Here is a 12,300-nt window from a genome sequence, read left to right on the forward strand (position 1 = left end):
ACCACACCACGTGTGGTCCGGCGGTGTGCTGTCCGGGCATACCGTACCCGGCTCGCCTTCACTGACCTGGCCACAACCGTCACCCGATACAGGACCGGTATCGCAACGTGCACCGATGTGAAGGAGACGTGAGCGGGGTCACTTCTTGCTGTCGAGGACTGCCTTCATCACGTCCCTTGCGATCGGAGCGGCGAGACCACCGCCGGAGATGTCGTCACGGTTGGCGCTCTCGTCCTCGACGACCACGGCGACGGCGACCGGAGAGCTGCCGTCGTCGGTCTTCGCGTACGAGATGAACCAGGCGTACGGGTTCTCGCTGTTGCCGATGCCGCGCTGGGCGGTACCGGTCTTGCCGCCGACCGTGACGCCGCTCTCGTTGATCTGGCCCTTGGTGCCGGTGCCCTCCTTGACGACCGTCTCCATCATCGACTGAAGGATCTGGGCGTTCTTCTCGGACAGCGGCTCGCTCATCTGCTCGGGGTCGGTCTGCTCGATGACGTCGAGGTTCGGCGCCTGGAGCTTGTCGACCATGTACGGCTTCATGAGCTTGCCGTCGTTGGCGATGGCCGAGGCGACCATGGCCATCTGCAGCGGGGTCGTGGCGGTCTCGAACTGGCCGATGGAGCTGAGCGCGGTCTGCGGCTTGTCCATGTTCTCGGGGAAGTTGGAGGCGCTGGAGCGGACCGGTACGAACTGCTCCTCGTTGAAGCCGAACTTCTTGGCCTCCTTCAGCATCTCCTCCTTGCCGACGTCGACGCCGAGCTTGCCGAAGACCGTGTTGCAGGACACCCGAAGCGCCTCGCGGAGCGACACGTCCTTGCAGGAGATGTTCCCCTCGTTCGGCAGCGGGGTCTTGGTGTCCGGCAGCATGTACGGGACCGGCGAGTCGGTCTTCTCGTCGGCGCTGTCGTAGACGCCGTTCTCCAGCGCGGCGGCGGCCGTGACCACCTTGAAGGTGGACCCGGGCGGGTAGATCTCGCGCAGGGCCCGGTTGAGCATCGGGTTGTCGGGATCGTTCTTCTTCTGGAGCTTGTCCCAGGCCTTGCCGTCGACCTTGGTGGAGTTGCCGGCGAACGACGACGGGTCGTAGGAGGGCGTGGAGGCCAGGGCCAGGATCGCGCCGGTCTCGGGGTTGATCGCGGCGACGGCGCCCTTGCCCCGCTTCAGCAGCCCGTTGTAGGCGGCCTTCTGCGCGGCGGCGTTGAGGGTGGTGTAGACATTGCCGCCCTCCTGCTTCTTGCCGGTGATCATGTCGAGGGTGCGGCGGAAGAAGAGCCGGTCGTCGTTGCCGGTGAGGATGCCGTCCTCGATGCTCTCCAGCTGCGTGGCGCCGAAGGCCTGCGAGGCGTAGCCCGTGACGGGGGCCCACATCGCGCCGTCCTTGTAGGTGCGCTTGTACTCGAAGTCGTTGAAGTCGTCGCCGTCCGTCTTGGTGGACCCGGTGATCGGGTCGCCGTCGACGATGATGTCGCCGCGTGGGGTGGCGTAGCGGTCCATCGCGACGCGGCGGTTCTTGGTGTCCTTCTTCAGCGAGTCCGCCTGGACGTACTGGATCCAGTTGTCGCGGACGAGCAGGGCGAGGACGAGGAGTCCACAGAAGATCGCAATCCGGCGCAGGGGCTTGTTCACGGTCGGACCACCTGGGTCATCTCGGCGTCGGGATTGGGTGCGGGGGCCGGGGCGGGCCGCCGGGCGGTGTCGCTGATCCGGATCAGGATGCCGATGAGTGCCCAGTTGGCGATGACGGAGGAGCCTCCGTAGGCCAGGAAGGGCATCGTCATACCGGTCAGCGGGATCAGGCCCATGACGCCGCCGGCGACCACGAAGACCTGGAGGGCGAAGGCGCCGGAGAGGCCGATGGCGAGCAGCTTGCCGAAGGGGTCGCGGGCGGCGAGGGCGGTGCGTACGCCGCGTTCCACGATCAGGCCGTACATCAGCAGGATCGCCATCACGCCGGCCAGGCCGAGCTCTTCGCCGAAGGTGGCGAGGATGAAGTCGGAGTTGGCGGCGAAGCCGATGAGGTCGGAGTCGCCCTGGCCCAGTCCGGTGCCGAGGGTGCCGCCGGAGCCGAAGGCCCACAGGGCCTGCATGGACTGCTCGGTGTGGCCGACGACGCCCTGCTGGCTGAGGGTGTACTCGCGCATGGGGTCGAGCCAGGCCTGGACGCGCTGCTGGACGTGCGACTCGAAGGACGCGACGCCGACGGCGCCGGCCGCGGACATCAGCAGACCGAACACGATCCAGCTGGTCCGCTCGGTGGCGACGTACAGCATGATCACGAACATGCCGAAGAACAGCAGCGAGGTTCCGAGGTCGGTCTCGAAGACCAGGATGAGGATGGAGATGGCCCAGATGACGATGATCGGGCCGAGGTCACGTCCGCGTGGCAGATAGAGGCCCATGAAGCGGCGGCTGGCCAGGGCCAGGGCGTCGCGTTTCACCATGAGGTAGCCCGCGAAGAACACGGCCAGGGCGATCTTCGCGAACTCGCCGGGCTGGATGGTGCCCAGGCCGGGGATCTTGATCCAGATGCGGGCGCCGAAGACGTTCTGGCCGAGGCCGGGGACCAGCGGCAGGAGCAGCAGGATCACCGCGACGACCATGGAGATGTAGGTGTAGCGCTGCAGGACGCGGTGGTCCTTGAGGAAGACCAGGACGATCACGAACAGCGCGACACCCAGAGCCGAGTTCAGCAGCTGGCGGGGGGCCGCCTCGAAGAAGGTGACGCTCTGCTGCAGTCGCTTGGACTGGTCCAGGCGCCACACGACGACCAGACCGATGCCGTTGAGCAGTGTGGCCAGCGGCAGCAGCAGCGGGTCGGCGTACGGGGCGAACTTCCGTACGACGATGTGGCCGACGCCCGCGAGCAGGCCGAGGCCGAGGCCGTAGCTCAGCAGGCCCGGCGGGACCGAGCCGTTGATGGCCAGTCCGACGTTGGCGTAGGCGAACACCGGGATGGCCACGGCGAACACGAGCAGCGCGAGCTCGGTGTTGCGCCGGCTGGGTGCGCCGATCGCGCCGATCGTGGACGTGTGCTGCATCGACGGGTTGGAAGTACTGCTCATCGTGTGACAGGGCCCCTCACGGCTGCTTACTGCTTACCGCACAGCGAGACCAGCTTCTGCTCTTCGTCGGAGAGGCTGGGGCCGGGTGTGGGAGTGGGTGCGGTCGCGGACTTGGACGGGTCGGGCGACGACTGCTCCCCGCTGGGGGGCGTCGACGGCGTCGGTGTGGCCTTGGACGCGACAGAGGTCCGGGTGGTTCCCGTGACTCCGCCGGCCTCGCCCTCGCCGGTCTTGGCGTTCTTCTTGCTCTCGGCCTTGCGGCGGTCGGCGTCCTTCTTGCACGCGGACGCCTGGGTGTCGAGCTCGGCGACCTTCGACTCGGCGTCGTGCAGGTCGGACTGGGCGATCGTCGCCTTGAGCTGCTTCTGCTGGTACGGCGGCAGGTACTTGAGTTCGATCTTCGGGTAGTCCTTCTCCACCTTCGAGAGCGAGACCCAGGCGAGATCCTGGCTGATACCGCGGTACAGGGCGATGTGGTCGTCGTTCGTGCCGACGTAGTACTGCGTCTGTGTCCAGCGGTAACCGCCGTACAGTCCGCCGCCGATGACGCCGAGCGCGAGGGCGGCGTAGAGGGATCTCTTCAGCCACCTGCGCCCGGAGCGGGGCTTGACGAAGTCCTCGTCGGAGTAGTCGCCGAACCCTCCGGTGGGTACGTATCCGGTGGCGTCGCCGCTGCCGGGCGGGCCGAACTCGCCGCCCTGCTCGGGCACCTGACGGCCGAGGCCGGAGGCGCGCCCCGCGGGTGTCTGCATGGCGCCGTCGTCGTGCAGGGGGTGCTGCTGGTTCTCGGCTACCGCGCCCACGACGACCGGGGTGTCGGAGATCTGCCCGGCGAGGGTGTCCCCGCCGTCGATGTCGAGGACGTCGGCGACGATGACCGTGATGTTGTCGGGGCCGCCGCCGCGCAGCGCGAGCTCGATGAGCTGCTGCACGGTCTCCTGGGGGCCCTGGTAGCTGGCGAGGGTGTCCTCCATCGTCTGATGGGAGACGACGCCCGAGAGCCCGTCGGAGCAGATCAGGTAGCGGTCGCCGGCGCGGACCTCACGGATGGAGAGGTCGGGTTCGACGTGGTCGCCGCTGCCCAGCGCGCGCATGAGGAGGGACCTCTGCGGGTGGGTGGTCGCCTCTTCCTCCGTGATGCGGCCCTCGTCGACGAGGCGCTGCACCCAGGTGTGGTCCTGGGTGATCTGCGTCAGCACGCCGTCGCGCAGCAGATAGGCGCGCGAGTCGCCGACGTGCACGAGGCCGAGCCGCTGACCGGTCCACAGGAGGGCGGTGAGGGTGGTCCCCATGCCTTCGAGCTGGGGGTCCTCCTCGACCATCATCCTGAGTTGGTCGTTGGCGCGTTGGACGGCCGTGCCGAGCGAGGTGAGGATGTCGGAGCCGGGCACGTCGTCGTCGAGCGCCACGATGGTGGAGATCACCTCGGACGAGGCGACCTCGCCGGCGGCCTGGCCGCCCATCCCGTCGGCGATCGCGAGGAGACGTGGTCCGGCGTAGCCGGAGTCCTCGTTCCCCTCGCGGATCATGCCTTTGTGCGATCCGGCGGCGAAGCGCAGTGACAGACTCATGCGCACCTCGCCCGTCGGCTCCGGGTACATCCGCACGGTGCCCACCCTCCGGTCGGGAGCGCGCCGGGGTCCGTCGTGGGGACCGCCGCTGCTCGCTCGCTCCGCTCGCGCTCATTCATGACGTAGCACTACTTCCGCAGCTCGATGACGGTCTTGCCGATGCGGATCGGCGCGCCCAGCGGAACCGGCGTCGGAGTCGTCAGTCGGGTCCGGTCGAGATACGTGCCGTTGGTGGACCCGAGATCCTCGACGATCCACTGGCCGTCACGGTCCGGGTAGATCCTGGCATGTCTGCTGGACGCGTAGTCGTCGTCCAGCACGATGGTGCTGTCGTGTGCACGGCCCAGCGTGATGGTCTGGCCCTGGAGGGCAACGGTCGTGCCCGTGAGGATGCCCTCGGAGACGACCAGTTTGGTGGGAGCGCCACGGCGCTGCCGGCCGCCGCCGGCGGCCGCTTGCTGGCGCTGCGGCGGTGGCGCGCTCTGGCGCGCGGCCTGCTGCGGCCTCTGGGCTTCCCGGCGCGACCCGCGCTGTGTGACACGCGTTCCGAACAGGTCGCTGCGGATGACCTGCACGGCCACGATCACGAACAGCCACAGTACGGCCAGGAAACCCAGCCGCATGACCGTGAGGGTCAGCTCTGACATTGCCCCCGCTTCACCCTTCGGCTTGCCGGTAAATGATGGTGGTGCTGCCCACGACGATCCGCGAGCCGTCGCGGAGCGTAGCGCGGGTGGTGTGCTGCCCGTCCACCACGATGCCGTTGGTGGACCCGAGATCCTGGATCGTCGAGGGCGTTCCGGTCCGGATCTCACAGTGCCGGCGTGAGACGCCGGCGTCGTCGATCCGCACGTCGGCTTCGGTGCTGCGGCCCAGCACGAGCGTCGGGCGGGAGATCTGATGGCGGTTGCCGTTGACCTCGATCCAGTGCCGCGTCCGTCCGCCCGGCTGCGGGGCCGCGGCGGGCCGCTGGCCCGCGGGTGCGGCGCCCGGACGTCCGCCGGGTGGCGGTGCGGCAGGCATGGGAGGAGCGGCGGCGGGCGGATAGCCGTAGCCACCCGCCTGACCGCGGGCGGCTGCCGGGGGCGGGCCCGCGGGGGCACGTCCGGGAGCGGCCTGCTGGTCGGTGGAGGAGGCGAGCGTACGACTGCGGACCCGGTAGAGGCCGGTGTCGAGGTCGGCGGCCTTCTCCAGGTGGACCTTGATGGTGCCCATGAAGGTGTAACGCTGCTGTTTGGCGTAGTCGCGCACCATGCCGGCCAGCTCGTCGCCGAGCTGGCCCGAGTAGGGGCTGAGACGCTCGAAGTCCGGCGTGCTCAGTTCCACGATGAAGTCGTTGGGGACGACGGTCCGGTCGCGGTTCCAGATGGTGGCGTTGTTGTCGCACTCGCGCTGGAGCGCTCCGGCGATCTCCACGGGCTGGACCTCGGACTTGAACACCTTGGCGAAGGTGCCGTTGACCAGACCTTCGAGACGTTGCTCGAACTTCTTCAGGACTCCCATGGGGCACCTCCTCCTTTGTTGTTGCCCTGGTACTGCTTACTGATCGTATCCACGCGCCGGGAAATCGGCTGGTTCCCCCTGTCGGACCGGTCGACGGATGTCGACGCCCACTGAAGTCCCCTCCCGAAGTTCCCTTCGAACCGCCTCTTCGAACTCCCCGAGGCACTCCGTATGGGAAGGATCGTAGAGGTGGCTTCACCACAGTGTCCCGCACCCGGCAGCGGACCTCGGCCCCCTCATGGGGAGATGGCCTGGACCGGTACGAGGTTGATACGTGAACCGGTTCTGCTTGATACGTGGCAGCCGGGCCCCGTGGGATCGGGGGCGCCACGGGAGTCGGTCCCGGTGGTGACGGCGGGGTGGCCGACGGGCCTGCCGGCCTGCCGCTGCCCTCCCGCGGGGCGTCCGCGGCCCTCGGGAACGGATGTGAATCCACCCCCTCCAGCGTGCTAATCTTCTCGATGTCGGAAGGCGCTCACCACCCTTGTGAGAGACGGAAGACACACCCAATGCGCGGGTGGCGGAATAGGCAGACGCGCTGGATTCAGGTTCCAGTGCCCGAAAGGGCGTGGGGGTTCAACTCCCCCCTCGCGCACCAGTAGGAGACGGGTCCCCGTCAGGACGGAAGTTCTGACAGGGGCCCGTTTCTCGTTGTACGGCGTACGGGGTGGATGTCGTACGCGGGCGGGACGGGCCCGGCCGCGCCCAGGCGGTCCCGGAGCCGCTGGCTACGGTGAGGTATCTCACGGTCGGGCAGGCCCAGGTGCACACTTCCGGACCGATGCGGACTACGTGGTGGGAGTGGTGCTCTGTGAAGGCGATCCTCTTCGGGGCGACCGGGATGGTCGGACGCGGAGTACTGCGGGAGTGCCTTCGGGACGCGGCGGTCGAGAGCGTGCTCGTCGTGGGCCGTACGCCCCTGGGGATCACCCATCCGAAGCTCCGTGAGGTCGTACGGGCCGACCTCACGGACCTCGGCGGGCTGGAGGAGGAACTCTCCGGGTTCGACGCCTGCTTCTTCTGCCTCGGCGTCTCGTCGGCCGGCATGAAGGAGGCCGCGTACCGCGAGGTCACGTACGACCTCACGCTCGCGGTGGCGCGCTTCGTGGCCGTGTCGAGTCCGGGGCTGACCTTCTGCTACGTGTCCGGGCAGGGGACCGACAGCTCCACGCGCGGGCGGGTGATGTGGGCGCGGGTCAAGGGGGAGACGGAGAACGCGCTGCTCGCGCTGGACGGCGTGGACGCGTACATGTTCCGGCCGGGACTCATCCAGCCGCTCCACGGGATCACGTCCAAGACGCGCGCGTACCGCGTGATCTACGCGTTGACCGGGCGTCTGCTGCCCGCCCTGCGGAAGCTGGCGCCCCGGTGGGTCACCACGACGGAGCAGGTGGGTCTGGCGATGCTCGCGGTGGCCCGGCGGGGCGAGGCCGGGGGCCGGGTACCGGAGGCTGGGTCCGTCGAGAACCGGGTGCTGGAGACCGAGGCGATCAACCGGCTTTCGGGGGCGTAGGGGCGCTCTCTCAGGGGCGTACGGCGCGTTTCTCAGGGGCATGCGGGGCATGCGGGGCCGGGGTGCACGGGCTGGGCGCGCGCCCAGCCCGTAGCTCGTGGTGGCCGGCTGTGGCGCGCGTCCGTGCGGCGGTGCGAGCGAGGCGTCAGGCGGCCTTCGTGGTGAGCTGCTCGGCGAGGGTCCGTCCCCTGGCGGCGGCGTCGGTCAGGGCCTTGGCGCGGGACGCCTCGGCGAGCGGGATCAGCTCGGCCATCGCCGGGTTCTGCGCGGCCATCGTCAGCTCCGGGACGATGAATTCGAGGTCCAGGCCGAGCATGTCCTGGAAAACGGCTTCCAGGTAGTTCTGTACGTACTCGAAGCCCGCGCGGGGTGTACCCGGCGCGTAGGAGCCGCCGCGGCTGGCCACGACGGTCATCGGGGTGCCCTTGGCGGACTGGGTCTCGCCTGCGGTGCGGCCCACGACGACCACGTTGTCGACCCATGCCTTGAGGGTCGAGGGGATCGAGAAGTTGTACATGGGCGCGCCGATCAGAACGGCGTCCGCCTGCTCCAGTTCCTCGACGAACTCCACGCGCCGGGCGAAGGCCGCGGCCTGCTCCGGGGTGTGCTCCGACGGATCGGTGAAGACGGCGCTGTGGGCGTCGGCCGTGATGTGCGGGACGGGGTGGGCGGAGAGGTCGCGGTAGATCACCGTGCCCTGCGGGTGCTGCTCCTCCCAGGCCTTGCGGAAGGCGTCCGTGACGGCGCGGGACGCCGAGGCGGAGCGGGGGAAGAGGGACGAGTCCAGGTGCAGCAAGGTGGCCATGGGGTCTCCAAGGGGATGCGGGGTTCGACTGCGATCGGCTGGGATCAGGCTGGGTCGGGCCGGCTCGGCAGAAGCCTTACTTTTTGCTTGCACCTATGAATAACACAGGAGCTTACTTTTTTTCATCCCCGAACGGAGAGGCCAGTACTCTGAAGTCATGGCGGTCCAGGAAAACCACGACGCTGCGACGTGCCGGCGGGTCGACGACGGCATCACTCGCGTCTTCCAGATGCTCGGAAAACGCTGGACGGGCCCGATCGTGGCCGTCCTGCTGCCTGCCCCCGTGCACTTCGCCGACCTGCGGCGAGCCATCCCGGGCATCAGTGAGCGCATGCTCTCCGACCGGCTCACCGAGCTGGCGGGGATCGGCGTGGTGGTGCGCGAGGTCGACGAGGGGCCGCCGCTGCGTGTCTCCTACCGGCTGACGGAGGCCGGGTCCGCTCTGGAGCCGGCGCTCACGCAACTGGGCACATGGGCGGAGAAGTACCTGCTGGAGGACGGCCGTTGCCCGGAGGAGTTCCGGAAGTAGCGCGGGCGGGGGGCTCTCCGGCGGCGCTGAGCTGGTGTGTTGTCCACAGGCGCGGAGTTGTCCACAGGGGCTCACGCGGATCGGCGCACGGGGGTACGGTCGTCACGAATTGATGTTCGTCCGCGTGATGTCGGCGGGCTTGAAGTTCGTGTGCGGGGGAGGCGGTTCGGGTGAGCGAGACCGGTGGCCTGGTGGCCGGAGCGGTGAGGATTCCGAAGGTGCGCGGGTTCGCGCGGTGGCCCGCGGAGGACTCGGCCAAGAGCGAGGGCAAGGCCCTCCGGGACAGCGTTCCGCGCGGTGCGCACGCGTCTCTGGACACGAACGGCGACCGCCCGGACGCGGTGACGGCCGTCGAGGAGTCCGGCCGGGGCCGTATCCCCGAGCTCACACCGATACGGGTGGGCAGGATGGCGGCCACGCCGTTCGCCTTCCTGCGCGGCTCGGCAGGGCTCATGGCGTACGACCTGGCGCGCACACCTGTGACGGGCATAGGCGCACAGATCTGCGGCGACGCGCACGCGGGCAACTTCGGGCTGTACGGGGACGCGCGCGGCGGCCTCGTCATCGACCTGAACGACTTCGACGAAACGGCCCAGGGGCCCTGGGAGTGGGACCTCAAGCGCCTGGCCACCTCACTGGTGCTCGCCGCGCGCGAGGCGGGAGCGGACGAGGACACCTGCCGCAAGGCCGCGCACTTCACGGCCGGTTCCTACCGGCGCACGATGCGGCTGCTCGCCAAGCTCCCGGCCCTGGACGCGTGGAACGCCATCGCGGACGAGGAGCTGGTCTCGCACGCCGACGCCCACGACCTGCTCGGCACCCTGGAGCGGGTCGCGGAGAAGGCGCGGGCCAACACCAGCGGCCGGTTCGCGGCGAAGGCGACGCAGAGCGCCGAGGGCGGCGGGCGCCACTTCGTCGACGCCCCGCCGGTGCTGCGCCGCGTCCCGGACGGTGAGGCCACCGGGGTCGCGCTGGCCCTTGAGGAGTACCTGGACACGCTCTCCGCGGACCGGCTCCCGCTCCTCGCGCGGTACGCGGTGCACGACGTCGCCTTCCGCGTGGTCGGCACCGGCAGCGTGGGCACGCGCTCGTACGTGGTGCTGCTCCTGGACCACCGTGACGAGCCACTCGTCCTCCAGGTGAAGGAGGCCCGCGCGTCCGTCCTGGTGCCGCATCTGGCGGCGGCCGGGTTCCCGGTGCCGGAGGCCGGGCACGAGGGCCGGCGGGTCGTCCTCGGCCAGAAGCGCATGCAGGTCGTCAGCGACAACCTCCTCGGCTGGACGTCCGTCGACGGGCGCCCTTTCCAGGTGCGGCAGTTCCGCAACCGCAAGGGCAGCGTCGATCCCGCGGCGCTGGCCGCGGACCAGATAGACGACTACGCCCGGATGACGGGAGCACTGCTGGCCCGCGCCCACGCCCACAGCGCCGATCCACGGCTGGTCGCGGGGTACTGCGGCAAGAACGAGGAACTGGACGAGGCGGTCGCCGCCTTCTCCGTGGCGTACGCGGACCGGACGGAGGCCGACCACGCGGAGCTGGTGACGGCGGTCCGCTCGGGGCGGATAGCCGGGGAGCTCGGGGTCTGAACGGCCCGGGGCGGATGCCGGGGCCCGGCGGGGAGCCGGTGGAGAGCTGGAGGGGACCGGACCGACCGGTAGGGAGCCGGTGACAAGGTGCGGGGCCTCGTCCCGGGCGGATTCGAGTGGCTGGCGGAGCCGTGGCCTAGGCTGGGCGGGTGACGACCCCGGAAGCTGAGCAGTCCCCGTCCGACCCGCCGTCCGAGCCCTCCGCGGAGCCGGTCGCCGGTGAGCCGCGTGCCGATCGGGCCGGAGCCGGTCGGGCCGGCGCCGAGGAGGCACACGACGAAGCGGCGCGTGCCGCGGAGGCGCCGTCCGCCGAGTCGGCCGCCGACGGGGATGGCGACGGTGGTTCCGAGTCTTCTGTTGACACGGCTGAGACCGCTGACGCCGCTGAGGCTGGTGACGATTCCGGTGCCGGTGCGGCGGCGGGCTCGGCCGGTGCCGGTGGCGGTGACGCGTCGGTGGGGGCTCAGACGGATCAGGCGGATCAGGCGGATCGGCCCGTGGGTGGGACCGGTGCCGGTGCCGGTGCCGGGGGCGACGGGGCCGAGCGGCCCGAGGAGCGGCTGGAGCGGGCGGTGCGCGCGGCCGAGCAGGCGTTGATCGAGTTCGAGATCGCGGTGGAGACCTTCCGGGTCGAGGTGGAGAACTTCTCCCGGCTGCACCACCAGCGGCTCGGCCCGATGTACTCGCGGCTCGACGAGCTGGAGGCGGAGATCGCCGAGGCGCGGGCCGCGAGCACCGGTGACCCGGAGGACGCGCGCAAGGCCAAGGAGGCACGGGCCAGGGTCATGCCGATGCCCGGCATCGAGGAGCTGTTCCACGACTGGCTCGACTCGGACGGGCTGTCCCCGGAGGCCTCGGCCATGCTGACCGAGCAGCCGGTGCGGCCGCCGCAGCGGGTGCGGCCGAGCGACGAGGCCCGCAAGCTCTACCGGGATCTCGTCCGCAAGGCGCACCCCGACCTGGCACAGGACGACACGGAGCGCGCGCGGCGCGACGAGTTCATCTCCCGCGTCAACGCGGCCTACGGCCGGGGCGACGAGCCGCTGCTCCGGGAGCTGACCGCGGAGTGGGCCGCCGGTCCCGTCTCCGAGGAGTGGCAGCCGAGCCGCAGCGAGGAGCTCTACGCCCGGCTCGAATGGCTCGCCCAGCGCAAGGAGTTGCTCGCGCTCGTGGCCCGCGAACTGGAGGAGAGCGCGATCGGCGGGATGCTCAAGATCGCGCCGGACGACCCCGACCGGCTGCTGGAGGAGATCGCCGAGCAGCTGCTGGCCCAGGTGAGTGAGCGCGAGGCGGAGTTGGCGGGGCTGCTCGGCAGCGGTGCCTGATCGTTCGGCTGCGGTGTGCGGGGGCCGGTCGGGTAGCGTCGGGCCCATGAGTTTCGGAGCTGGTGTGCCCACGGTCGAGGTCGGGGATCTCGCGGACGGAGACTTCCTGCTGGACGTCCGGGAGGACGACGAGTGGCAGGCGGGTCACGCCGAAGGGGCACTGCACATCCCCATCAGTGATTTCGTCGCCCGTTACGGCGAGCTGACCGAGGCGGCGCCGCAGGACGGCAAGGTCAATGTGATCTGCCGCTCCGGCGGGCGGTCGGCGCAGGTCGCGATGTATCTGACCCAGCAGGGCGTCGACGCGGTGAACGTCGCAGGCGGCATGCAGGTCTGGGCGGCGGCAGGCCGCCCCGTGGTGAACACGGAGGGCGAGCCGGGGTTCGTGCTGTAGGCGGGGCCT

Annotated in this window: 11 protein-coding genes and 1 tRNA gene; 6 read left to right on the forward strand and 6 right to left on the reverse strand. The window is 70.0% G+C overall.

The window, feature by feature from the left end; genetic code table 11:
- Positions 1-138 precede the first annotated feature (138 nt).
- The 5 genes from ACLVWQ_RS16255 to ACLVWQ_RS16275 all read right to left on the reverse strand — a co-directional run bounded on the left by ACLVWQ_RS16255 (position 139) and on the right by ACLVWQ_RS16275 (position 6,139).
- Positions 139-1,629: a peptidoglycan D,D-transpeptidase FtsI family protein gene (locus ACLVWQ_RS16255; protein ID WP_414109422.1), complete on the reverse strand. Its 1,491-nt coding sequence runs from the start codon at positions 1,627-1,629 to the stop codon at positions 139-141.
- A complete protein-coding gene (locus ACLVWQ_RS16260; RefSeq protein WP_414109423.1) occupies positions 1,626-3,065 on the reverse strand; it encodes an FtsW/RodA/SpoVE family cell cycle protein in 1,440 nt (479 codons plus the stop codon). The genes ACLVWQ_RS16255 and ACLVWQ_RS16260 overlap by 4 nt, the downstream gene beginning before the upstream one ends.
- Before the next feature lie 26 nt (positions 3,066-3,091).
- Positions 3,092-4,666 carry a Stp1/IreP family PP2C-type Ser/Thr phosphatase gene (locus tag ACLVWQ_RS16265; protein WP_414109686.1) on the reverse strand — a complete coding sequence of 525 codons (1,575 nt, stop codon included), beginning with the start codon at positions 4,664-4,666 and terminating at the stop codon, positions 3,092-3,094.
- Between the two features lie 98 nt (positions 4,667-4,764).
- The gene (locus ACLVWQ_RS16270) at positions 4,765-5,283 is read right to left on the reverse strand and encodes an FHA domain-containing protein (RefSeq protein ID WP_414109424.1); all 519 of its coding nucleotides are present in this window, start codon (positions 5,281-5,283) and stop codon (positions 4,765-4,767) included.
- A 10-nt stretch (positions 5,284-5,293) separates the two neighbouring features.
- On the reverse strand, positions 5,294-6,139 hold the full coding sequence (locus ACLVWQ_RS16275) for an FhaA domain-containing protein (RefSeq protein ID WP_414109425.1): 846 nt from the start codon (positions 6,137-6,139) through the stop codon (positions 5,294-5,296).
- 511 nt (positions 6,140-6,650) lie between these two features.
- Here ACLVWQ_RS16275 and ACLVWQ_RS16280 point away from each other — a divergent pair.
- Both ACLVWQ_RS16280 and ACLVWQ_RS16285 read left to right on the forward strand, forming a co-directional pair.
- Positions 6,651-6,737: transfer RNA gene (locus ACLVWQ_RS16280), tRNA-Leu, on the forward strand.
- 213 nt (positions 6,738-6,950) lie between these two features.
- Positions 6,951-7,652 (forward strand): NAD(P)H-binding protein, encoded by a 702-nt coding sequence (locus ACLVWQ_RS16285; protein ID WP_414109426.1) that lies wholly within the window; start codon positions 6,951-6,953, stop codon positions 7,650-7,652.
- A 145-nt stretch (positions 7,653-7,797) separates the two neighbouring features.
- On the opposite strand, the gene ACLVWQ_RS16290 is transcribed toward ACLVWQ_RS16285, so the two are convergent.
- Entirely contained in the window at positions 7,798-8,457 is a 660-nt protein-coding gene (locus ACLVWQ_RS16290) for an FMN-dependent NADH-azoreductase (RefSeq protein WP_414109427.1), read from the reverse strand.
- A 157-nt stretch (positions 8,458-8,614) separates the two neighbouring features.
- Between ACLVWQ_RS16290 and ACLVWQ_RS16295 the strand changes: the two genes are divergently transcribed.
- From ACLVWQ_RS16295 to ACLVWQ_RS16310, 4 genes are all read left to right on the forward strand, one after another.
- Positions 8,615-8,986 (forward strand): winged helix-turn-helix transcriptional regulator, encoded by a 372-nt coding sequence (locus tag ACLVWQ_RS16295; protein WP_414109428.1) that lies wholly within the window; start codon positions 8,615-8,617, stop codon positions 8,984-8,986.
- Positions 8,987-9,156: 170 nt separating this feature from the next.
- Complete coding sequence (locus ACLVWQ_RS16300; RefSeq protein ID WP_414109429.1) at positions 9,157-10,572, forward strand: DUF2252 domain-containing protein; 1,416 nt, start codon at positions 9,157-9,159, stop codon at positions 10,570-10,572.
- Positions 10,573-11,069: 497 nt separating this feature from the next.
- Positions 11,070-11,897, forward strand: coding sequence for a J domain-containing protein (locus ACLVWQ_RS16305; RefSeq protein ID WP_414109431.1), 828 nt, complete (start codon positions 11,070-11,072; stop codon positions 11,895-11,897).
- 64 nt (positions 11,898-11,961) lie between these two features.
- Positions 11,962-12,291 carry a rhodanese-like domain-containing protein gene (locus tag ACLVWQ_RS16310; protein WP_414109688.1) on the forward strand — a complete coding sequence of 110 codons (330 nt, stop codon included), beginning with the start codon at positions 11,962-11,964 and terminating at the stop codon, positions 12,289-12,291.
- Positions 12,292-12,300 lie beyond the last annotated feature (9 nt).

This window comes from Streptomyces sp. CWNU-52B (genome assembly GCF_047444975.1).
Classification (GTDB): domain Bacteria; phylum Actinomycetota; class Actinomycetes; order Streptomycetales; family Streptomycetaceae; genus Streptomyces.